Source organism: Bacillus methanolicus MGA3, from assembly GCF_000724485.1.
Lineage (GTDB): Bacteria > Bacillota > Bacilli > Bacillales > Cytobacillaceae > Bacillus_Z > Bacillus_Z methanolicus_A.
Genome location: NZ_CP007739.1, coordinates 287,297 through 310,392, shown reverse-complemented (window position 1 = coordinate 310,392; position 23,096 = coordinate 287,297). Strand labels below are relative to the sequence as shown.

At 44.1% G+C, this 23,096-nt stretch carries 15 protein-coding genes, 3 rRNA genes and 2 riboswitches; all 18 genes read right to left on the bottom strand.

Features of this window, described 5'->3' with window-relative positions; genetic code table 11:
- Positions 1-91: 91 nt before the first annotated feature.
- Positions 92-1,630, bottom strand: a complete 1,539-nt coding sequence (gene purH / locus BMMGA3_RS01695) for a bifunctional phosphoribosylaminoimidazolecarboxamide formyltransferase/IMP cyclohydrolase (protein ID WP_003348396.1) — start codon at positions 1,628-1,630, stop codon at positions 92-94.
- A complete protein-coding gene (purN, locus tag BMMGA3_RS01690) occupies positions 1,609-2,211 on the bottom strand; it encodes a phosphoribosylglycinamide formyltransferase (RefSeq protein WP_003348398.1) in 603 nt (200 codons plus the stop codon). Before purN ends, purH begins: the two co-directional genes overlap by 22 nt.
- Before the next feature lie 16 nt (positions 2,212-2,227).
- Complete coding sequence (purM, locus tag BMMGA3_RS01685; RefSeq protein WP_003348400.1) at positions 2,228-3,253, bottom strand: phosphoribosylformylglycinamidine cyclo-ligase; 1,026 nt, start codon at positions 3,251-3,253, stop codon at positions 2,228-2,230.
- A 73-nt stretch (positions 3,254-3,326) separates the two neighbouring features.
- On the bottom strand, positions 3,327-4,742 hold the full coding sequence (gene purF / locus BMMGA3_RS01680; RefSeq protein WP_003348402.1) for an amidophosphoribosyltransferase: 1,416 nt from the start codon (positions 4,740-4,742) through the stop codon (positions 3,327-3,329).
- A complete protein-coding gene (purL, locus tag BMMGA3_RS01675; RefSeq protein ID WP_003348404.1) occupies positions 4,727-6,946 on the bottom strand; it encodes a phosphoribosylformylglycinamidine synthase subunit PurL in 2,220 nt (739 codons plus the stop codon). Before purL ends, purF begins: the two co-directional genes overlap by 16 nt.
- A complete protein-coding gene (gene purQ, locus BMMGA3_RS01670; RefSeq protein ID WP_003348406.1) occupies positions 6,930-7,616 on the bottom strand; it encodes a phosphoribosylformylglycinamidine synthase subunit PurQ in 687 nt (228 codons plus the stop codon). The genes purL and purQ overlap by 17 nt, the downstream gene beginning before the upstream one ends.
- Positions 7,613-7,867, bottom strand: coding sequence for a phosphoribosylformylglycinamidine synthase subunit PurS (gene purS, locus BMMGA3_RS01665; RefSeq protein WP_003348408.1), 255 nt, complete (start codon positions 7,865-7,867; stop codon positions 7,613-7,615). Before purS ends, purQ begins: the two co-directional genes overlap by 4 nt.
- Positions 7,855-8,580 carry a phosphoribosylaminoimidazolesuccinocarboxamide synthase gene (gene purC / locus BMMGA3_RS01660; protein WP_003348410.1) on the bottom strand — a complete coding sequence of 242 codons (726 nt, stop codon included), beginning with the start codon at positions 8,578-8,580 and terminating at the stop codon, positions 7,855-7,857. The genes purS and purC overlap by 13 nt, the downstream gene beginning before the upstream one ends.
- Before the next feature lie 78 nt (positions 8,581-8,658).
- Positions 8,659-9,951, bottom strand: coding sequence for an adenylosuccinate lyase (gene purB, locus BMMGA3_RS01655; protein WP_003348411.1), 1,293 nt, complete (start codon positions 9,949-9,951; stop codon positions 8,659-8,661).
- Between the two features lie 3 nt (positions 9,952-9,954).
- A complete protein-coding gene (gene purK / locus BMMGA3_RS01650; protein WP_185762554.1) occupies positions 9,955-11,106 on the bottom strand; it encodes a 5-(carboxyamino)imidazole ribonucleotide synthase in 1,152 nt (383 codons plus the stop codon).
- Positions 11,093-11,581, bottom strand: coding sequence for a 5-(carboxyamino)imidazole ribonucleotide mutase (gene purE / locus BMMGA3_RS01645; protein ID WP_003348413.1), 489 nt, complete (start codon positions 11,579-11,581; stop codon positions 11,093-11,095). Before purE ends, purK begins: the two co-directional genes overlap by 14 nt.
- 136 nt (positions 11,582-11,717) lie before the next feature.
- Positions 11,718-11,819: riboswitch (purine riboswitch) on the bottom strand.
- An 85-nt stretch (positions 11,820-11,904) separates the two neighbouring features.
- Positions 11,905-12,108 carry an NETI motif-containing protein gene (locus BMMGA3_RS01640; protein ID WP_003348414.1) on the bottom strand — a complete coding sequence of 68 codons (204 nt, stop codon included), beginning with the start codon at positions 12,106-12,108 and terminating at the stop codon, positions 11,905-11,907.
- 633 nt (positions 12,109-12,741) lie between these two features.
- Positions 12,742-12,857 (bottom strand): 5S ribosomal RNA (rrf, locus tag BMMGA3_RS01635).
- A 97-nt stretch (positions 12,858-12,954) separates the two neighbouring features.
- Positions 12,955-15,889: ribosomal RNA gene (locus BMMGA3_RS01630) — 23S ribosomal RNA — on the bottom strand.
- 274 nt (positions 15,890-16,163) lie between these two features.
- Positions 16,164-17,714, bottom strand: a 16S ribosomal RNA gene (locus tag BMMGA3_RS01625).
- The 16S, 23S and 5S rRNA genes sit together here, the layout of an rRNA operon.
- 281 nt (positions 17,715-17,995) lie before the next feature.
- Positions 17,996-20,056 carry a glucose-specific PTS transporter subunit IIBC gene (ptsG, locus tag BMMGA3_RS01615; protein WP_003349680.1) on the bottom strand — a complete coding sequence of 687 codons (2,061 nt, stop codon included), beginning with the start codon at positions 20,054-20,056 and terminating at the stop codon, positions 17,996-17,998.
- Between the two features lie 177 nt (positions 20,057-20,233).
- On the bottom strand, positions 20,234-21,076 hold the full coding sequence (gene glcT / locus BMMGA3_RS01610; protein ID WP_003349681.1) for a glucose PTS transporter transcription antiterminator GlcT: 843 nt from the start codon (positions 21,074-21,076) through the stop codon (positions 20,234-20,236).
- Positions 21,077-21,231: 155 nt separating this feature from the next.
- Entirely contained in the window at positions 21,232-22,563 is a 1,332-nt protein-coding gene (locus tag BMMGA3_RS01605) for an NCS2 family permease (RefSeq protein ID WP_003349682.1), read from the bottom strand.
- Positions 22,564-22,896: 333 nt separating this feature from the next.
- A riboswitch (purine riboswitch) is annotated at positions 22,897-22,998 on the bottom strand.
- Between the last annotated feature and the right edge of the window lie 98 nt (positions 22,999-23,096).

The window sequence follows — 23,096 nt, the reverse complement described above, 5'->3', positions numbered from 1 at the left end:
AACTTCTATTCTATCATTTTTCACCAGAATTGCTGTTTTATGAGCCACTTTTCAAGTTTTATAAGCCAGTTCCATATTTATTCATTGATGATTAATGTTTAAAATGCCTAACGCCAGTAAAGACCATAGCGATTCCGTACTCATCTGCTTTTTTAATCGAATCTTCGTCACGAATTGAACCGCCCGGCTGAATAATTGCTGTAATTCCGGCTTTCGCTGCCGCTTCAACTGTATCATCCATTGGGAAAAACGCATCTGATGCAAGTACGGCTCCGTTTGCTTTTTCACCAGCCTGTTCAAGAGCGATTTTCGCAGCTCCGACTCGATTCATTTGCCCTGCGCCAATACCGAGCGTCATATCTTTACCAGCTACGACTATAGCGTTCGACTTCACATGCTTAACGACTTTCCAGCCAAACTTTAAAGCCTTCCATTCTTCTTCGGTTGGTTCCCGCTTTGTCGGAACGGAAATCGATGCATTTTCTAGCGTGAACGCGTCCTGTTCCTGAACGAGCAATCCACCTTCAATGGATGTAAGCTTCAATTCGCCCGATTGTTGTTCATCAAAAGGAATAGTTAATAAACGCAAATTCTTTTTCGATGTTAAAATTTCCAGAGCTTCCGTTGAAAAAGAAGGCGCGATAATAATTTCTAAGAAAATTTCGTGAAGCTTCTTGGCTGTTTCAGCGTCCACTTCGCGATTCAAAGCAATAATTCCGCCAAAAATCGAAACAGGATCCGCTTCAAACGCTTTTGTAAACGCGTCATAAATTGTTTCCCCAGTGCCAACGCCGCAAGGATTCATATGTTTAACGGCCACCGCTGTCGGCTCTGTAAATTCTTTTACGATTTGCAGTGCGGCATCTGCATCGTTGATATTGTTATAGGAAAGCTCTTTTCCGTGTAATTGATCGGCATTAGCGATGGAAAATTTGGATCCAAGCGGCTTCCGGTAAAATGCAGCTTTTTGATGCGGGTTTTCCCCGTAGCGAAGCGGTTGTTTCAACTCGTAAGTCACCGTTAATTTTTCAGGTGTTTTTTCCTCTACCAATTCCGTCATATATTCCGCAATTAACGCATCATAAGCAGCTGTATGGCGGAAGACTTTTGCAGCTAGTTTCCGGCGCGTTTCTTTTTGCACTTCTCCGAAATTTCTTAACTCAGATAAAACTGTTTCATAATCTGCAGGATCGACCACTACTGTTACATACTCATGGTTTTTCGCTGATGCTCTTAGCATTGTCGGACCGCCGATGTCGATGTTTTCTATCGCATCCTCAACCGTTGCTTCAGGCTTTGCAATCGTCTCCTGGAACGGATAAAGATTGACGCAAACAAGCTGGATCGGCTTAATCTGATGATAAGCAATTTGCTGCTGATGGTCTTTATTATCAAATTTAGCTAAAAGAGCTCCATGGATTCTCGGATGAAGCGTTTTAACCCGTCCTTCCAAAATTTCCGGAAAATCAGTAACATCGCTGATGCCAATTACAGGGATTTTATTTTCCTGAAGCACCTTTTTTGTTCCGCCCGTTGAAATAATTTCAAAACCGAGTTCAGCTAGCTGTTTAGCAAATTCCACGATATTTTCTTTATTTGAAACACTGATTAGTGCACGCTTGTTTCCCATTTTTCTTCCTCCTTTGATGTAGAAAAGAGCTTTTGCAATACTTCCGGATAAAGCTTGTGTTCGACGGCCTGAATTTTTCTTTGTAAACTTTCGCGAGTCTCACCATCTTCAATGGTGACAGCCTGCTGGGCAATAATCGGTCCTGTATCCATCCCTTCATCAACAAAGTGAATGGTCACTCCGCTCACTTTCACCCTTGCCGCTAATGCCTGCCCAATCGCATCCTTCCCCGGAAAAGCAGGAAGCAAGGATGGGTGAATATTAACGATACGGCCCTCATATTCCTTTAATAGAGTTGGACCAATTAACCTCATGTAGCCTGCGAGAACAATAAATTCAACGCCATATTTCTTTAGTTCGTGCACGATTTCATTTTCGTATTCTTCTTTATTGAGATAATTTTTGGCTGTAAAAACAAATTGCGGAATTTGGGCTGCCTTTGCCCGTTCAATCGCATACGCATTTTTCTGATCGCATACAAGGAGCTTGATTTTAGCTTTAAGGCTCCCGTTGTTAATGGCATCAAGTATCGCTTGAAAATTGCTGCCGCTTCCTGAAGCAAATACGGCGATGTTTTTCATGGCTATCCTCCGTTTTTCAACGAATTTCGATTCCGTTTCGATCCGTAACAAATCCAATTTGATAAGCTTTTTCTCCGCTATTATTAAAATGCTCGATCACATCAGCCGCGATCTTTTTATCAACTGCTAAAACCATGCCTATTCCCATATTAAAAATATTGTACATTTCGCTGTGCTCTAAGTGTCCAACAGATTCCATTACATTGAAAATCGGCAATTCCGGCCATGAACCTTCATGGATTTCTGCACCAAGCCCTTCCGGCAGCATGCGTGGAATATTTTCAATAAACCCTCCGCCGGTTATATGGGCCATCCCTTTGATTTCAAACTTTTGAAGGGCTGATAGAATCGGCTTAACATAAATCCTTGTCGGACGAAGCAGCTCTTCCCCTAATGTACAGCCCAATTCTGCAACATGATCGGATATAGACATGCCTGCATCTTTGAAAAAGATTTTTCGGACAAGCGAATAACCGTTGCTGTGGATTCCGTTCGAGGCTAATCCAATTAACACATCGCCTTCCTTGATCTTTTCACCTGTAATGAGGTTTGCCTTTTCGGCGGCACCGACTGCAAATCCTGCCAAGTCGTATTCATCTGCTTCATACATTCCCGGCATCTCAGCTGTTTCTCCGCCAATTAAAGCACATCCGGCCTGCTCGCATCCATCGGCGATTCCTTTAACAATGGCTTCAATCCGCGCAGGGTCTGCCTTTCCGCAAGCAATATAATCTAAAAAGTAAATTGGTTCTGCACCTTGAACAACTATGTCATTCACACACATGGCGACTGCGTCGATTCCGATCGTATCGTGCTGATCCATTAAAAACGCAACCATAAGTTTCGTTCCGACTCCGTCCGTACCGGAAACAAGCACTGGCTCTTTTAGTTGAAGGGATGAAAGATCAAACATGCCTCCAAATCCGCCCAAGCCGCCTAATACACCGGCACGCATTGTTTTTTGCACATGCTTTTTCATGCGCGAAACCGCTTCATATCCTGCTTCTATATCCACACCCGCTTGTTTATAAGCGTTCGCCATCGATGATCCTCCTTAGAAAGTCTCTTGGAAAGGAAAACGGCAGTAAGGGCTCAAATGGCCCTTCTGCTTTTCATTAACTTTTTTGATAATAATACTGGAGAGTATCCGGATATATTTCCGTCGGATATTTTCCTGTAAAACAAGCGAGGCAGTGTCCTCGATTTTCGCCGTCTTCATTCTTGCCAATCGCCTCAATCATTCCCTCTACTGACAAGTACGTAAGTGTATCAGCGCCGATCAATTGGCGGATTTCTTCAACCGAATTGTCTGAAGCAATCAGTTCTTCTCTTGTTGAAGTATCAATTCCGTAAAAGCAAGGATGCTTAATCGGCGGAGAGCTGATCACAACATGAACTTCTGTTGCGCCCGCTTCTCTTAACAACGACACAATCCTCTTGCTCGTTGTTCCCCTTACGATCGAGTCATCAACCATGACAACCCGTTTTCCTTCAACAACCCCGCGGACCGCAGAAAGCTTCATCTTTACTCCCTGTTCTCTAAGCGACTGGGATGGCTGAATAAACGTGCGTCCGACGTAGCGATTTTTGATAAGACCCATTTCATAAGGAATGCCTGAAGCTTCCGCATATCCGATTGCAACGGAAATGCTTGAATCAGGTACACCCGTTACTACATCGGCTTCAATTGGCGCTTCCATTGCCAGCTTTTTGCCGAGGTTCTTTCTTGCTGTATGAACGTTAATGCCGTGAATATTGCTGTCCGGGCGGGAAAAATAAATATATTCCATCGTACAAATAGCCCGGGATGTATTCATCGAAAACTGCTCAGATTTCATTCCTTCATCATTGATTATCAAGAGCTCTCCCGGCATTACATCGCGTATATATTGCGCTCCTACAACATCAAATGCACATGTTTCAGATGCCACAACATAGGCATCCCCTAGCATGCCGATCGAGAGTGGTCTAAGACCATGCGGATCTAGCGCGACCATTAATTCCGTCTCCGTCATAACTAGAAACGCATAAGCCCCTTTCAGCATCGTTAACGCATTTTTAACGCGGTCTTTGAATTCAGGTAAGCCGGCGCGTTTTATTAAATGAGCAAGAACTTCTGTATCAGAGCTTGTTTGAAAAATGCTCCCTTGCGCCTCTAATTGGAACTTCAGCGCATTAGCATTCACAAGGTTGCCATTATGGGCAACAGCCAATCCGCCGCTCTGGGATTGGAAAAGGAGAGGCTGGACATTTTCATATCCGCCTCCGCCGGCAGTTGCATAACGGACATGGCCGATCGCAGCTTTCCCGTTCAGCTTTTCCATTGAATTTGCCGTAAATACTTCGGTAACCAGTCCTTCACCTTTCACACCTGTCAGGTGGCGTCCATCTGTCACGACAATCCCAGCGCCTTCCTGTCCGCGGTGCTGGAGGCTATGAAGTCCATAATAGGTGATTTGTGCAGCATCAGGGTGGCCCCAAATGCCAAAAATACCGCACTCTTCATTCATTCCTTTTATTTCAGCAAACATGGGATGGCTCCTTTCCAGGCACTTTCCAATTCTTTAACATCTGCGATGATAACGGGATCATTCGTATCAGACACGATCCTGAGCACAGATGAATCGGTTACTTCTCCAATAAGCGTTGCATTGACGAGCTTTTCAAAAGCTTCCTTGTTTTCTTTTTTCACAGAAAGCAAGAAGCGGGACTGGGTTTCACTGAATAAAGCAGACGTAATGTTGCCGGAAATTTTCACATCTGCTCCTAATCCGGCGGTTCCAAATAAACTTTCTGCCAAAGCAACAGCAAATCCGCCTTCTGCTATATCATGGGCAGAAGCTACAAGGCCGGCTCGGATTGCATTCAATATTTGCTGTTGTCTTATTTTCTCTGTTTCGAGATCCAACTCTGGCGCCTTTCCAAAAATACGACCATATGAAAGCTTTTGCAGTTCACTGCCGCCGAACTCGTCTTTCGTTTCACCGACAAGATAAATTAGGTCTCCGGCCTCTTTAAAGCTTTGTGTTGTTACGTGCTTTAAATCTTCCACAAGCCCGACCATACCAACAACAGGAGTAGGGTAAACAGCCGCACCGCTTGTTTCGTTGTATAAGGAGACATTTCCGCCAATAACCGGTGTACCTAACGTGCGGCAGGCATCACTCATTCCGTCGACCGCTTTTTCAAGCTGCCAGAAAATCTCCGGCTTTTCAGGATTTCCAAAGTTCAGGCAGTCAGTAATTGCGAGCGGCTCTGCACCTGAACAAATAATATTTCTCGCTGCTTCAGCAACGGCAATCTTTCCGCCTGTTTCCGGATCGAGATAAAGATAACGGGAGTTGCAGTCCGTCGTCATTGCCAATGCTTTTTTCGTGCCGCGGATGCGGACAACGGCAGCATCTGAACCCGGTGTAACAACTGTATTGGTTCTTACCATGTAATCATATTGGTCATAAACCCATTCCTTGCTCGCGATTGTCGGCTGCTGCAAGAGGGCAAGAAGTGTTTCTTTATAATCATTCACTTCCGGAATATCGTTTTCCATCGCCTGGAATTCACGGAAATATTCCGGCTCTCTAGACGGTTTATGATAAACAGGAGCATCCTCCGCAAGTGCATCAACAGGAACCTCCGCAACAACTTCACCTTTATGGAGAAGGCGTAGCATTTTATCATCTGTTACTCTGCCGATCGCAACAGCTTCGAGTCCATATTTAGAAAAGAGATCAATGACTTCCTGTTCACGGCCTTTTTTTACGACAATTAGCATTCGTTCCTGAGATTCAGACAACATCATTTCATATGCAGTCATTCCTGATTCCCGCTGAGGCACAAGATCCAAATTCATTTCAATTCCTGAACCTGCTTTACTCGCCATTTCTGCCGATGAACTTGTAAGGCCGGCCGCACCCATGTCCTGGATCCCGACAAGAGCGTCAGATTGAACGAGCTCAAGACAGGCTTCCAGCAGCAATTTTTCCATAAACGGATCGCCAACTTGTACTGCCGGGCGTTTTTCTTCAGATTGCTCATTTAATTCTTCTGACGCAAAGGTTGCCCCGTGTATTCCGTCACGGCCAGTTTTTGCACCAACATACATAACGGTATTTCCTACACCATGCGCCTGACCTTTTTTAATATCCTTATGGTCTATAATACCTACGCACATGGCGTTCACGAGTGGATTACCATCATAGGCTGGATCAAATTGCACTTCACCGCCTACTGTCGGAATTCCGATACAGTTGCCGTATCCGGCAATTCCTGCGACTACTTCTTTAAAAAGGTACCGGACACGAGCAGAATCCAGTTCTCCAAATCGTAAAGAGTTAAGGAGAGCGATCGGTCTTGCGCCCATTGAAAAGACATCACGAATAATGCCGCCCACACCTGTTGCTGCGCCCTGGTATGGCTCAATCGCAGACGGGTGGTTGTGACTTTCAATTTTGAAAACAACCGCTTGTTCATCACCGATATCAACAATTCCAGCTCCTTCTCCCGGTCCCTGCAGCACCCGTTCTCCGGTTGTCGGAAATTTTTTTAACACAGGCTTTGAATTTTTGTAGCTGCAATGCTCTGACCACATAACTGAGAAAAGGCCCGTTTCTGTATAATTTGGAAGGCGTCCGAGAATTTTTTCAATCATCGCAAATTCTTCATCAGACAAGCCCATTTGCTGATAGATTTTCTCTGCTTTTATTTGTTCAGTACACGGTTCAAGCGTTAACAACATATGCTTCCCTCCAATGTTTTACGATTGATTGAAAAAGTTTCAGACCATCCGCGCCGCCAAGAAGTTCATCAACCGCCCGCTCTGGATGCGGCATCATGCCAAGAACATTTCCGCGCTCATTCATAATCCCGGCAATATTCGCAAGACTGCCGTTCGGATTCGTTCCATGATACGTAAAAACGATTTGGTTATTCGCTTTTAGTTTGGCAAGCGTTTCTTCATCACAATAGTAATTTCCTTCCCCATGAGCAATTGGAATGGTGATAATTTCGCCTTCCTTGTATAGGGAAGTAAACATCGACCGATTGTTTTCAACTTTTAACTCAACTGGCCGGCAAATAAATTTTAAGCTTTCATTTCGCCGCATTGCACCAGGCAACAAACCTGCTTCCAATAAAATTTGGAATCCGTTGCATACTCCTAAAACTGGCTTTCCTGCTTCCGCAGCTTTCACGACTTCACTCATTACTTTGCTAAAACGGGCAATCGCTCCTGAACGAAGATAATCTCCGTATGAAAAACCGCCCGGAAGCAAGATTCCATCGTATTGTTCCAAACTTTCAGCATCATGCCACACATATTCTACTTCTTCGCCAAGCTCATCTTTAATGGCATGGTACATATCTACGTCACAATTTGATCCTGGAAAGACGATGACCGCAAATTTCACTGAGCAACACACTCCTCAATTTCGTAGCGATAATCTTCAATAACCGGATTGGCCAAAAGGCGATCGCAAATTTCGTTTACGATAGTTTCCACATCCCGGTCGGTTTTGTCGATCATTAACTCCATATATTTACCGATTCGCACATCTGCTACTTCACTGTAGCCTAAAGAATGAAGGGAATTTTTTACTGCAGTTCCTTGAGGATCTAATACACTTTCACGTAATGTCACGTAAACTTTTACTTTGTACATGCTGGTTGGCCTCCTAATCTGGAAAGAATGTTTTCATATGCTTCAGTTAAATTTCCAAGGTCACGGCGGAACACATCTTTATCAAGCTTTTCATTTGTCTTTAAATCCCACAGGCGGCATGTATCCGGTGAAATTTCATCAGCAAGAAGAATGCGTCCGTCAGCGTCTTTCCCAAATTCCAATTTGAAGTCCACAAGTCGGATTCCAATTTCTTTAAAAAAGCTGATTAAGATGTCATTTACTTTTAATGCTTTTTCTTTTAATTCATTCAACTCTTCTTCAGTAGCAAGCTTCAATTCAATAATATGGGCATCTGTAATAAGCGGGTCGCCAAGCTCATCGTTTTTCAGATAAAATTCGACAATCGGTTTAGAGAATGGTGTTCCCTCCTCGATTCCTAACCTTTTTGAAAAACTTCCGGCAGCAAGGTTTCGAACAACTGTTTCAAGAGGGATAATCGAAACTTTTTTCACCAGCTGTTCTGTTTCTGATAAGCGTTTGATAAAATGTGATTCGACTCCTTCATCATGAAGCTTTGAAAATAGCAAACTGGTAATTTCATTATTTAAACGGCCTTTTCCGGCGATTTCTGCTTTCTTTTCACCATTAAAGGCGGTAGCAGAATCTTTGTACTCGATCCAGACAATATTGTCATCCTCCGTTTGATAAACCTTTTTGGCTTTACCTTCATATAACAGAGCTCGTTTTTCCATTATGGGAGCCTCCTTAGCAAGAAAATTAGGAATCTTCAGTATATTAGGGTTGAAAAAGGTAAGGGGAAATCCTTACCTTTATAGTCCTAACCGTTCAAAGATCGTGTCTACGTGCTGCAAATGATAGTGATAATCAAAGCAATCATCGATTTCAGCCGGCGAAAGGTGAGAAGTAATCTTTTCGTCCATCTCAATTAAACTGCGAAACGGCACTTGCTTTTCCCATGCTTCCATTGCTTTTGGCTGAACAGTATCATATGCCTCTTCGCGGGAGAAGCCTTTATCGATCAAAGCAAGAAGCACGCGCTGCGAATAAATCAAACCAAGCGTCCGGTCCATGTTGCGCTTCATATTTTCCGGATAAACAGTCAAGTTTTTCACAATGTTCGCAAAACGGTTCAGCATGTAATTCAATGCAATCGTTGCATCCGGTAAAATAATCCGCTCGGCTGAAGAATGGGAAATATCTCTTTCATGCCAGAGAGGAACATTTTCATAAGCGGTCATCATATAACCACGGATGACGCGAGCCATACCAGTCATATTCTCCGAGCCGATCGGGTTTCGTTTATGCGGCATAGCCGAAGACCCTTTCTGCCCTTTAGCAAAAAATTCTTCAACTTCGCGTGTTTCACTTTTTTGAAGCCCGCGAATTTCAACGGCAAATTTTTCAATTGAGGTCGCGATCAATGCAATTGTTGACATGTAATGGGCATGGCGGTCGCGTTGCAATGTTTGAGTAGAAATTGGCGCAGGTTTTAGCCCGAGTTTTTCACAAACGTATTTTTCAACAAACGGATCAATGTTTGCATACGTTCCAACAGCTCCGGAAATCTTTCCGACTTCTATATTTGCAGCTGCTTGCTTGAAACGCTCAAGATTTCTTTTCATTTCTTCATACCAAAGTGCAAGCTTTAGTCCAAACGTTGTCGGTTCTGCATGAACGCCATGGGTGCGCCCCATCATCACTGTATACTTATGTTCTTGCGCTTTGTTTTTAAGGATTTCAATAAAGTTTTCAATATCTTTTAAAAGAATTTCATTCGCTTGCTTTAAGAGGTAAGAAAGAGCTGTATCAACAACATCGGTTGAAGTTAACCCGTAGTGAACCCATTTTCGCTCTTCACCTAAAGTTTCGGAAACGGCCCGTGTAAATGCAACAACATCGTGTCTTGTTTCCTCTTCGATTTCTTTAATGCGCTCAATATTGAAAGATGCTTTTTCACGGATTTTTTTTACATCCTCTTTCGGTATGACACCTAGTTCTGCCCAAGCTTCACAGGCAAGAATTTCAACCTCAAGCCAAGCTTTAAAGCGATTTTCTTCCGTCCAAATCGCTCCCATTTCAGGTCTTGTATAACGTTCAATCATGTTTTAGCCTCCGATCTTAACTGCACTGTTCCATATGCCGCTTTGCTCAATTTCTGTAAGAGCCGTATCAAGAGAATCACGCAAAATGGTGGCATGCCCCATTTTCCGCTTTGCTTTTGCTTCATCTTTTCCGTACAAATGGATTTTCCAATCAGGCAGTTCTGGTAATTTCTCAATGATGCTTGACTGATGTTCCCCTAATATATTGACCATTACAGCCGGTTTTAATAGTTTTGTACTTCCGAGCGGCCAATTGCAAATTGCTCGGATATGCTGTTCGAATTGTGATGTCTCACATGCTTCGATTGAAAAATGTCCTGAATTATGCGGGCGCGGAGCAAGTTCATTGATAAAAATTGTTCCATCCGCTGTTAGAAACATTTCAACCGCAAGAGTTCCGATCAGTCCCAGTGATTCAGCGAGATCGATCGCCTTTGCCTCTGCATCCTTTTTTATTGAATCCGGTATTCTCGCCGGTACGATCGTTTTGTGAAGAATATTGTTTCGATGGATATTTTCGGCGACAGGAAAAACGGCAGTTTCTCCCCGCGGATTCCTTGCCACAATCACTGATATTTCTTTTTCAAACGGAATCCACTTTTCAAGAACACACACGCTCGTTTCTAAAAGCTCATTTGCTCCTGCAATATCCTTCTCTTCCTTGATCACCAATTGGCCTTTTCCATCATAGCCGCCTCTAGCTGTTTTTAAAACCGCAGGGTAGCCAAGCTTCTTAATATTATCATAAATATCTTGGACTGTTCGAATGACTGCATTAGGTGCAACTTCTAAGCCCGCAGCCTGAATTGCTGCCTTTTCTTGAATGCGGTCTTGTGTAATATACAATAGGTTTGAACCTTGAGGAACATACGCATTCTCGCAAAGCCATTCCAATGCCTTTGCATTTATATTTTCAAATTCATAGGTAATAACATCACATACTTGGGCTAATTTTTGAACAGATTCTAAATCGCCATACTGGCCAATGATTTTATAATCGGCTACCTGTCCGCATGGCGAATCTTCAATAGGATCCAGTACCGCAATTCGAAAACCGCTTTGTTTTGCTGCAAGTGCCATCATCCGTCCAAGCTGTCCGCCGCCAATAATCCCGATTGTTTGTCCGGGTAAAATGGTTTTATTAAACAAGACCATCCCTGCTTTCTAAAACTGTCTTTTTCGTTTCTTCTCTTAAATTTTCAAGCTTTTCGGCAACTGCCGGGTCAAATGCTCCTAATATTTGGGCTGCAAGCAGTCCGGCATTCGTTGCGCCAGCCTTTCCAATTGCCACAGTAGCAACAGGAACTCCTCCAGGCATTTGGACAATAGACAAGAGAGAATCAAGACCGTTTAGAGCCTTGGATTGTATAGGAACCCCAATAACGGGCAAAGTCGTCTTGGCTGCTACCATTCCCGGCAAGTGGGCTGCTCCGCCTGCTCCGGCTATGATTACTTTTAATCCCCGCTTACGGGCATTTTCTGCGTATTCAAACATGAGGTCAGGAGTCCGGTGGGCTGACACAACATTTTTTTCATAACGAATTTGCAATTGATCCAGCACATTACACGCATGTTTCATCGTTTCCCAATCAGAAACACTCCCCATAATTACCCCAACCTGAACTTCCATCTTTTTCCCTCCAGATTTCAAAATAAAAACCCGTAACAGACACTTCTCTCAAACTAAAGAGAAAGTGATCTGCCCGGGCATAAAATGCAATCATAAAAATATTCATCTTAAAAAAGATGCTAGTAAATAATTTCCGGCCATATCAACTTTCCCTCATAGTCCGGCAATTTACGGTTGCCGGGTAGAGACTTATGGGCCATATTCCCATGATTATACGAGGGGTTAACGCTTAATTTATGCTTTCATCATAACAGCTTACAAATAAAATTGTCAACCAAATATCGAACAATATTTTATTTTAGCAAAAGAATGTTCGTCTTTTTCTAATCGATTTTTTTGGCCTCAAACACAATTTGCCTTCCAATCGGCTCATATTGAATCGAATCGCCTTTTTTTACTTCTTGAAAAATAGGCTTTTCCATTCTTCTAACCGGTGTGTATCCTTCTTTCTTCATCCGCTCAAGACATTGATCAATCGTCTCATTTTCTTTGACTTCAAACAGCAACTTCTTTTTTTCTTTGCTCATGAAAATATTTTTCCTTTCCTTACAGAAAAATGATTTAAAACTACTATATGCACCAATACAGTAAATTTAACCTTCTCAAGACACATACGTTGTTCCATTAATTCGAAGGATTGCACTTACAATGATCTGAAAGAGCGATAATACAAATTCCGTTCAATAGGCATTCTTTCATTTCATTATAATTTATTAATTCCTCAATTTCGTTGGAATTTAAAGGAATATACTATTCTAGAGTATAATTACCGGAAAAACAGTAGTCTAATCATCAAGGATTTTAATTATTATGGAAAGACGTTAGAAACGGGGCGATCATTTGAAACGAGCCAGAATGCCTTTTGCAATCCTGACTTTTCGAAAGAAAAAAATGGCAGCAAAGTTGGGGGTGCTATAACTTGGGATAAAAGCTTATAATAATGGTCCACGGCTTATAATGAAAACAAGGGCTCATATTTCGGAATGAAGAATTATATTTCGGAACGAAGGCTCATTTTTCAGAATAAAGGTTCATAACCTTCCGAAAATAGAATTCAGAGCGATTAAAACTCTAAAATTCAAATTGTATTTTCATCTTTCAAAATATAATCACCGTCAAAATATAAAAAGAACAACCAAAACAGGTTGTTCTTTCATTTTGCCTGGCAGCGTCCTACTCTCGCAGGGGCAATGCCCCAACTACCATCGGCGCTGAGAAGCTTAACTTCCGTGTTCGGTATGAGAACGGGTGTGACCTTCTCGCCATCGCCACCAGACCTATTCATTTGAGATTTCATTCTCTCAAAACTAGATAATGTTATGAAGAAGTGAAGAACAATGAGTATCACTTGCGGACTTCTTCCGCTTTTTAATTTGGTTAAGTCCTCGATCGATTAGTATCTGTCAGCTCCACGTGTCGCCACGCTTCCACCTCAGACCTATCAACCTGATCATCTTTCAGGGATCTTACTAGCTTGACGCTATGGGAAATCTCATCTTGAGGGGGGCTTCATGCTTAGATGCTTTCAGCACTTATCCCGTCCGCACATAGCTACCCAGCTATGCCTTTGGCAAGACAACTGGTACACCAGCGGTGCGTCCATCCCGGTCCTCTCGTACTAAGGACAGCTCCTCTCAAATTTCCTGCGCCCGCGACGGATAGGGACCGAACTGTCTCACGACGTTCTGAACCCAGCTCGCGTACCGCTTTAATGGGCGAACAGCCCAACCCTTGGGACCGACTACAGCCCCAGGATGCGATGAGCCGACATCGAGGTGCCAAACCTCCCCGTCGATGTGGACTCTTGGGGGAGATAAGCCTGTTATCCCCGGGGTAGCTTTTATCCGTTGAGCGATGGCCCTTCCATGCGGAACCACCGGATCACTAAGCCCGACTTTCGTCCCTGCTCGACTTGTAGGTCTCGCAGTCAAGCTCCCTTATGCCTTTACACTCTGCGAATGATTTCCAACCATTCTGAGGGAACCTTTGGGCGCCTCCGTTACTTTTTAGGAGGCGACCGCCCCAGTCAAACTGCCCACCTGACACTGTCTCCCGCCCCGATCAGGGGCGCGGGTTAGAATTTCAATACAGCCAGGGTAGTATCCCACCGACGCCTCCACTGAAGCTGGCGCTCCGGCTTCTCAGGCTCCTACCTATCCTGTACAAGCTGTACCAAAATTCAATATCAGGCTGCAGTAAAGCTCCACGGGGTCTTTCCGTCCTGTCGCGGGTAACCTGCATCTTCACAGGTACTATAATTTCACCGAGTCTCTCGTTGAGACAGTGCCCAGATCGTTACGCCTTTCGTGCGGGTCGGAACTTACCCGACAAGGAATTTCGCTACCTTAGGACCGTTATAGTTACGGCCGCCGTTTACTGGGGCTTCGATTCAGAGCTTCGCTTTTAGCTAACCCCTCCTCTTAACCTTCCAGCACCGGGCAGGCGTCAGCCCCTATACTTCGCCTTGCGGCTTCGCAGAGACCTGTGTTTTTGCTAAACAGTCGCCTGGGCCTATTCACTGCGGCTTTTCCGGGCTATGCACCCAGAAAAGCACCCCTTCTCCCGAAGTTACGGGGTCATTTTGCCGAGTTCCTTAACGAGAGTTCTCTCGCTCACCTTAGGATTCTCTCCTCGCCTACCTGTGTCGGTTTGCGGTACGGGCACCTTTTTCCTCGCTAGAGGCTTTTCTTGGCAGTGTGGAATCAGGAACTTCGGTACTACATTTCCCTCGCCGTCACAGCTCCGCCTTCTGCTAACGGGATTTGCCTCGTTAGCGGCCTAACTGCTTGGACGCGCTAATCCAGCAGCGCGCTTGCCCTATCCTCCTGCGTCCCCCCATCGCTCAAACGGAAAAGAGGTGGTACAGGAATATCAACCTGTTGTCCATCGCCTACGCCTTTCGGCCTCGGCTTAGGTCCCGACTAACCCTGAGCGGACGAGCCTTCCTCAGGAAACCTTAGGCATTCGGTGGATGGGATTCTCACCCATCTTTCGCTACTCATACCGGCATTCTCACTTCTAAGCGCTCCACCAGTCCTTCCGGTCTAGCTTCAACGCCCTTAGAACGCTCTCCTACCGCGGACACCAAACGGTGTCCACCCACAGCTTCGGTGATACGTTTAGCCCCGGTACATTTTCGGCGCAGAGTCACTCGACCAGTGAGCTATTACGCACTCTTTAAATGGTGGCTGCTTCTAAGCCAACATCCTGGTTGTCTAAGCAACTCCACATCCTTTTCCACTTAACGTATACTTTGGGACCTTAGCTGGTGGTCTGGGCTGTTTCCCTTTTGACTACGGATCTTATCACTCGTAGTCTGACTCCCAAGGATAAGTCTTTGGCATTCGGAGTTTGTCTGAATTCGGTAACCCGATGAGGGCCCCTAGTCCAAACAGTGCTCTACCTCCAAGACTCTCACACTTGAGGCTAGCCCTAAAGCTATTTCGGAGAGAACCAGCTATCTCCAAGTTCGATTGGAATTTCTCCGCTACCCACACCTCATCCCCGCACTTTTCAACGTGCGTGGGTTCGGGCCTCCATCCAGTGTTACCTGGACTTCACCCTGGACATGGGTAGATCACCTGGTTTCGGGTCTACGACCACATACTCATTCGCCCTATTCAGACTCGCTTTCGCTGCGGCTCCGTCTCTTCGACTTAACCTTGCATGTGATCGTAACTCGCCGGTTCATTCTACAAAAGGCACGCCATCACCCATGAATGGGCTCTGACTACTTGTAGGCACACGGTTTCAGGTTCTCTTTCACTCCCCTCCCGGGGTGCTTTTCACCTTTCCCTCACGGTACTGGTTCACTATCGGTCACTAGGGAGTATTTAGCCTTGGGAGATGGTCCTCCCTGCTTCCGACGGGATTTCACGTGTCCCGCCGTACTCAGGATCCACTCAGGAGGGAACGAAGTTTCGACTACAGGGTTATTACCTTCTCTGACGGGCCTTTCCAGACCTCTTCRTCTACTCCGTTCCTTTGTAACTCCATGTTGAGTGTCCTACAACCCCAGGAGGCAAGCCTCCTGGTTTGGGCTGTTCCCGTTTCGCTCGCCGCTACTCAGGGAATCGCGTTTGCTTTCTCTTCCTCCGGGTACTTAGATGTTTCAGTTCCCCGGGTCTGCCCTCCTAACCCTATGGATTCAGGCTAGGATCCTATCCCATTACGGATAGGGGGTTTCCCCATTCGGAAATCTCCGGATCAACGCTTACTTACAGCTCCCCGAAGCATATCGGTGTTAGTCCCGTCCTTCATCGGCTCCTAGTGCCAAGGCATCCACCGTGCGCCCTTTCTAACTTAACCTTCAAGGTTTGAAACCTAAAATGGCGATACTCGGTTCTTCTTTTGCCTTCTTCAATACGATTATCTAGTTTTCAAAGAACGAAGTTCTGAGGAATTGCTCCCTCAAAACTAAACAAACAAAAGCGATCAACTATTCTGTTGTAATGTCTAGCTACGGCTCCTAGCCTCTCGAGTCGCTTCGCTTCTTCTGTCAAAGTCTTTTGGACTTTTCCGCCAGAAGCTCCAGCGCTTGTCGAGGCTAACCAGTCGCCTTTGCTTTTCGAATAATCCTTAGAAAGGAGGTGATCCAGCCGCACCTTCCGATACGGCTACCTTGTTACGACTTCACCCCAATCATCTGTCCCACCTTAGGCGGCTGGCTCCTTGCGGTTACCTCACCGACTTCGGGTGTTACAGACTCTCGTGGTGTGACGGGCGGTGTGTACAAGGCCCGGGAACGTATTCACCGCGGCATGCTGATCCGCGATTACTAGCGATTCCGGCTTCATGCAGGCGAGTTGCAGCCTGCAATCCGAACTGAGAATGGTTTTTTGGGATTGGCTCAGCCTCGCGGCATCGCAGCCCTTTGTACCATCCATTGTAGCACGTGTGTAGCCCAGGTCATAAGGGGCATGATGATTTGACGTCATCCCCACCTTCCTCCGGTTTGTCACCGGCAGTCACCTTAGAGTGCCCAACTGAATGCTGGCAACTAAGGTCAAGGGTTGCGCTCGTTGCGGGACTTAACCCAACATCTCACGACACGAGCTGACGACAACCATGCACCACCTGTCACTCTGTCCCCCGAAGGGGAACGTCCTGTCTCCAGGATTGTCAGAGGATGTCAAGACCTGGTAAGGTTCTTCGCGTTGCTTCGAATTAAACCACATGCTCCACCGCTTGTGCGGGCCCCCGTCAATTCCTTTGAGTTTCAGCCTTGCGGCCGTACTCCCCAGGCGGAGTGCTTAATGCGTTAGCTGCAGCACTAAAGGGCGGAAACCCTCTAACACTTAGCACTCATCGTTTACGGCGTGGACTACCAGGGTATCTAATCCTGTTCGCTCCCCACGCTTTCGCGCCTCAGCGTCAGTTACAGACCAGAGAGCCGCCTTCGCCACTGGTGTTCCTCCACATCTCTACGCATTTCACCGCTACACGTGGAATTCCGCTCTCCTCTTCTGCACTCAAGTTCCCCAGTTTCCAATGACCCTCCACGGTTGAGCCGTGGGCTTTCACATCAGACTTAAGGAACCGCCTGCGCGCGCTTTACGCCCAATAATTCCGGACAACGCTTGCCACCTACGTATTACCGCGGCTGCTGGCACGTAGTTAGCCGTGGCTTTCTGGTCAGGTACCGTCAAGGCACCGCCCTATTCGAACGGTACTTGTTCTTCCCTGACAACAGAGCTTTACGACCCGAAGGCCTTCTTCGCTCACGCGGCGTTGCTCCGTCAGACTTTCGTCCATTGCGGAAGATTCCCTACTGCTGCCTCCCGTAGGAGTCTGGGCCGTGTCTCAGTCCCAGTGTGGCCGATCACCCTCTCAGGTCGGCTACGCATCGTCGCCTTGGTGAGCCGTTACCTCACCAACTAGCTAATGCGCCGCGGGCCCATCTGTAAGTGATAGCCGAAGCCATCTTTCAGCTCTTTCCCATGCGGGAAAGAGGATTATCCGGTATTAGCTCCGGTTTCCCGAAGTTATCCCGGTCTTACAGGCAGGTTGCCCACGTGTTACTCACCCGTCCGCCGCTGACTTCAGGGAGCAAGCTCCCATCGGTCCGCTCGACTTGCATGTATTAGGCACGCCGCCAGCGTTCGTCCTGAGCCAGGATCAAACTCTCCAAAAAAGAGTAAGATATGCTCATAAATAATAGAATTAACGTTGACGCTTTTGTTTGTTCAGTTTTCAAAGAACAATTCTTTTTCATCGCTCAGAAGCGACTTTATTAATATATCACGGTGCCGAAACCCTGTCAACTTCTTTTTTTATTTTTTCTGTGAAAAAGGGGCGGAGCTTCGCTATCAAAAATAGAAATAGCAAAGAATTTGAAGCAAAAATTAAACCGGCCGCCAGGAACAAAAAAGCCCGGAGCCGGTTAATTCTATTATAGTATAATGAAATTCATTTTTATTTACTTATAAAAATGATGTTCTCTTCATTAAGGTCTACATTTCCAGTTTTATTAATAACAATTTTTTCTCCCTCGGCAAGGTTTGTGAAGACGATCGGAGTGATCGTTGATTTCGCATTATTTTTGATATGTTCTAAATCAACCTTTAATAATGGTTGCCCCTTTTGAACACGGTCATTTTCTGAAACAAGCGCTTCAAAACCTTCACCTTTTAAGTTCACTGTATCGATTCCGAAATGGATAAGAATTTCCCGTCCTGAATCTGAAAGTAAACCAATGGCGTGTTTTGTCGGGAATAAGTTTACAATCTTTCCGTCTACAGGAGAAACAACTATACCTTCTGCGGGAACAATCGCAAATCCGTCACCCATCATTTTCCCTGAGAATACAGCGTCCGGGACTTCGGTAATTGGCTTGATTTCACCTTTAATTGGTGATACAAACACATCGTCGGCATTGTGTTCTGTTTGCAATGCCTTTGGATTTACTTCTTCAATTTGCTGTTCAATCTCTTTGGCAGAATTCGGTTCCACAGCTCGTGGTTTTTTACCATTCATGATATCTTTCATTTGCCCTTTAATGGTTTCAGAGCGAGGGCCAAAAATTGCCTGAATATTGTTTCCTACTTCAAGCACCCCGGCCGCACCAAGCTTTTTCAACTGTTCTTTGTCTACTTTCTTAATGTCATTTACTGATACGCGCAGACGAGTAATACAAGCGTCTAAATGGGAAATATTTTCTTTTCCGCCCATCGCTGCAAGAATATTGTATGCAAGATCCCCTGCTGCACCTTTTGAATCTTCCATTTCTTCTTCATCTGGTTCGCGTCCAGGTGTCATCAGATTAAATTTACGAATTGCGAAACGGAATCCAAAGTAATAAATAACCGCAAAGACAAGACCAACAGGAATTACCCGCCATGCGTGTGTTTGTGGGTTAATTAAACCAAACAAGATATAGTCAATTAACCCGCCTGAGAAAGTCATCCCGATTTTAACATTTAATAAATGCATGATCATAAAGGATAATCCGGCAAAAATCGCATGAATTCCAAATAACACAGGTGCCACGAATAAGAATGAAAATTCAATGGGCTCCGTGATACCGGTTAAGAAAGATGTTAGGGCCGCAGAAGCCATCAATCCTCCAACGACAGCTTTTTTTTCAGGACGAGCTTCATGGTAAATCGCTAATGCTGCAGCAGGAAGGCCAAACATCATAAATGGGAATTTACCTGTCATAAATGTACCGGCAGTCAGATGTTGAACATTGTCAGAAATTTGCGCCATGAAAATTCGTTGGTCTCCGCGAACCACTTCACCGGCTTTCGTTACATATTCACCGAACTCATACCAGAATGGCGAATAGAAAATATGGTGCAATCCAAATGGAATCAGTGACCGTTCAACTACTCCAAAAATAAAAGCTGATAATGTTAAGTTCGCATGAACCATATTTTGTGAGAATGCATTTAGACCGGACTGTATTGGCGGCCAAATAACCATCATAATCAAACCTAAAATAACCGCAGTCCCTGCAGTGATAATCGGAACAAAACGTTTTCCGGCAAAGAAGCCTAAATAAGAAGGCAATTCAATTTCATAGAATTTATTGTATAAAGCTGCAGCAATAATACCAACGATAATACCACCGAATACGCCCGTTTGCAGAGTTGGAACACCGAGAATATATGCATAGCTCAAACCGTTAACATCTTTCGCGGTAATGCCAAGTACTGTTCCCATAGTAACATTCATAATCAGGTAGCCAATAATCGCAGCAAGACCTGCGGTGCCTTCTCCACCGGCTAGTCCAACAGCAACACCGACAGCAAATAATAATGGCAGATTTCCAAAAACAATATCCCCAGCTTTTTGCATAACAGCAGCGACCATATCCACTCCGCTATTATCTAAAAACGGGGCTAAATCTAATAAAGCCGGGTTTCTGAGAGCAGAACCCAACGCGAGAAGGATTCCCGCTGCAGGAAGTAATGCAACAGGCAGCATCAATGCTTTACCGACTTTTTGTAAAACACCAAAAGCCTTTTTAAACATAACAAAACCCCCAATATTTTTTAGCCCATTAAGCGTTTTCATTTGAGCAAAATTAAAAGGCATGAGAAAAGAAAATAATATGACAAGGTTCTATAGGTAATTTACCCATAAAACATCTTATCAATTATCTTCTTTACTCATGCCTGATCGAATCAGTAACACGTAAAAGATTAATCACTATTTTATTTTTTTCTGAAGCCGTTGCAGATGCATTGTTAAATACACCGCTTCAGCATCAAACACTGGTTGTTTTAATGTTTGCTGCATAACCTTAATGAGCTTCCACGCAAGATTATAGCATATAGGGTATTCTTGCTTCAAGAGTAAAGATATTTTTTCTGGCTCTTCAACTTTTTCTCCATTTTTTATCCTTTCGATCGCAAAGCGGAGGTGGCGGATAAGCCTCATATAGTCAGTACTTTCTTTATCAATATTACAATCCAAGTGTTCTTCGATCATATTAATTAGTTTTGAAATAAGCTGGGAATGTTGATTTACTTCAAACAAATCTTTATTGGTCACTGCACTGTGGATGTGAAGGGCAATAAAGCCTACCTCACCTTCAGGCAGTTGAATCCCTGTCTTTTCTGTGAATAAATCGATAACTTCCTTTGCAATTCCAAACGCTTTTGGATATAAAGCTTTAGTTTCAACAAGAAACGGATTGCGTATTTCCATTCCTTTTGTAATCCTGTTGATTGCAAACATAAGATGGTCTGTCAGCGCTACATGAATATGTTCATTTAATGATGAGTCTGTTCTAGCTTTTATAAGCTCAATTGCCGAAATGATGACTTCTTGTAAATCATCCTTCAAAAACGGCAACAGTTTTAAATAGTTTTTCTGCTCTTGTTCATTTCGTAAAACAAAAAGTTTTTCAGCTGCCGAAGCTTCAATCAGATCCTTTTGTTTCCGGTTAAAACCGATCCCTTTCCCGATAACTACAACTTCTCCGTATGCAGAATGTTCGGCAATAATGACATTATTATTCAAGACCTTTTTAACAACTAAACTCGGCATCCGCATCCTCCGATTTTTCGACAGCATTCGATATAACCCTATTATGTTATAAGATCGAAAAAGAAGTCAATCAAAAAAGAAAACGCATTCATTTTTTGGCTTAACAAAAAAAGATAAAAAAAGGGAGACAGCTTAATTCTGACTCCCCACAAATATTATTCTGTTAAAAACATGAAATAAAGGACAAAGATGACAAAGAACACGTACATAATTGGATGAATTTCTTTTGTGCGCCCTTTCACCATCATCGTGATAGGATAAAAAATGAAACCTATTGCTATCCCTGTGGCAATACTGTAGGAAAGTGGCATTGCGATCATCGTTAAGAAAGAAGGTACCGCAATTTCAAATCGAGTCCAATCAATTTTTCCTAAGGAAGAACACATTAAAACACCGACGATTATTAAAGCAGGTGCCGTTACCGGTGGTGTTACGACTGATAATACCGGGAAGAAAAATAGTGAAAGGATAAAAAACCCGGCTGTTACCAAGGAAGCAAACCCGGTTTTTGCACCGGCTGCAACCCCTGCAGATGACTCAATATAAGATGTTGTTGTTGATGTTCCTAAAATTGATCCTACAATTGATGCGATCGAATCAGAAAATAATGCTCTGCCCGCACGAGGCAGCTTGTTGTCTTTCATCAAACCAGCTTGATTGGCGACCGCTACCAATGTACCGGCATTATCAAAGAAATCTACAAATAAAAACGTAAGAATAATACCTATCATTGTTGTTGTATAGAAAGAAGGATCATTGAAGGAAGAGAAGACGGCCCCGAATGTCGGCTTCAAACTTGGAACTGCACCTACTACATGTTTCGGAACTTCAATCAAATTAAAAATCATTCCAATTATAACGGAAATGATCATTCCATAAAACACAGCTCCATTAATCCCTCTTGTCATCATGATCACAGTGATTACAAGCCCAAAAATCGCAAGTAGTGTATTTGCGTTTGATAAATCGCCTAAACCGACTAGAGTTGCATCATTATTGACAATAACACCAGCATTCCTTAGCCCGATAAAAGTTATGAACAAACCAATACCGGCACCTACTGCATGTTTCAAATCAACCGGAATCGCATTAATAATCTTTTCACGAAGCCCGGAAATCGTTAATAACAAGAAAAACATACCTGAAATGAAAACAGCTCCGAGTGCATGCTGCCACGGCACTTTATGTCCTAAAACAACCGTATAGGCAAAAAAGGCATTTAAACCCATCCCAGGAGCGAGCGCGATCGGGTATTTACCGACCAGTCCCATAATGATGGAACCGACTGCAGCTGCCAGCGCTGTAGCCACAAATACTGCTCCGTGATCCATTCTCAAGGCATCGGGAAAGTTTTTAACATCCGCGAGTGTCAATACAAGCGGATTAACAATCAAAATATAAGCCATAGCTAAAAACGTTGTCAGTCCGCCTAAAAATTCGCGGCGATAATTGGTTCCAAGTTCCTCGAATTGGAAGTATTTTCTCATCATTTTTCCCCCTATAAAATTGCGTCATATTGGTTAGCCCAAAATAGAAAAGCGAAAACGCCTTGTTTAACCCCGATAAAGAAGACTTGGTGATTGCCGAGCGAGCGAAGGCAGAACTATAGTCGCCCTTATGCGTTCAGAAAGCGACAGCTTTCTGATTAGCCAAGCATAAGACGAATCACGAAAGTGTCAATAGACTTTGGAGTTATTTGTTTGGCCTACCATAGCTAGACATTAAAAAACGCTCCGAAATACCGGAGCGCTGACATAAGGTTTGTGTAAACATAAGGGGCTTTAAGATGAAAAAATAAAGACATGAACTAAATAACCCCATTATTAAGACACTTACCTCGTAGTCAAGCTATTTACGGTAGCTCGGTAGAAACTTTTGGGCCATATTCCCAAAATTATACGACGTAATGCTACAATTTATTCATTTTTCGTTTTATATTTTAACAGTGCTACAGAACCACGTCAACAAAAAAACGAACATTATTTGTTCGTTTTTTTGTTTTGTTCGTGTTTTTTAATTT

What these genes read in the sequence shown, in the direction of transcription:
- purH (WP_003348396.1), bottom strand. Translation starts at nt 1,630, where the DNA reads ATGGGAAACAAGCGTGCACTAATCAGTGTTTCAAATAAAGAAAATATC.
- purN (WP_003348398.1), bottom strand. Translation starts at nt 2,211, where the DNA reads ATGAAAAACATCGCCGTATTTGCTTCAGGAAGCGGCAGCAATTTTCAA.
- purM (WP_003348400.1), bottom strand. Translation starts at nt 3,253, where the DNA reads ATGGCGAACGCTTATAAACAAGCGGGTGTGGATATAGAAGCAGGATAT.
- purF (WP_003348402.1), bottom strand. Translation starts at nt 4,742, where the DNA reads ATGTTTGCTGAAATAAAAGGAATGAATGAAGAGTGCGGTATTTTTGGC.
- purL (WP_003348404.1), bottom strand. Translation starts at nt 6,946, where the DNA reads ATGTTGTTAACGCTTGAACCGTGTACTGAACAAATAAAAGCAGAGAAA.
- purS (WP_003348408.1), bottom strand. Translation starts at nt 7,867, where the DNA reads ATGTACAAAGTAAAAGTTTACGTGACATTACGTGAAAGTGTATTAGAT.
- purC (WP_003348410.1), bottom strand. Translation starts at nt 8,580, where the DNA reads ATGGAAAAACGAGCTCTGTTATATGAAGGTAAAGCCAAAAAGGTTTAT.
- purB (WP_003348411.1), bottom strand. Translation starts at nt 9,951, where the DNA reads ATGATTGAACGTTATACAAGACCTGAAATGGGAGCGATTTGGACGGAA.
- purK (WP_185762554.1), bottom strand. Translation starts at nt 11,106, where the DNA reads ATGGTCTTGTTTAATAAAACCATTTTACCCGGACAAACAATCGGGATT.
- purE (WP_003348413.1), bottom strand. Translation starts at nt 11,581, where the DNA reads ATGGAAGTTCAGGTTGGGGTAATTATGGGGAGTGTTTCTGATTGGGAA.
- BMMGA3_RS01640 (WP_003348414.1), bottom strand. Translation starts at nt 12,108, where the DNA reads ATGAGCAAAGAAAAAAAGAAGTTGCTGTTTGAAGTCAAAGAAAATGAG.
- ptsG (WP_003349680.1), bottom strand. Translation starts at nt 20,056, where the DNA reads ATGTTTAAAAAGGCTTTTGGTGTTTTACAAAAAGTCGGTAAAGCATTG.
- glcT (WP_003349681.1), bottom strand. Translation starts at nt 21,076, where the DNA reads ATGCCGAGTTTAGTTGTTAAAAAGGTCTTGAATAATAATGTCATTATT.
- BMMGA3_RS01605 (WP_003349682.1), bottom strand. Translation starts at nt 22,563, where the DNA reads ATGAGAAAATACTTCCAATTCGAGGAACTTGGAACCAATTATCGCCGC.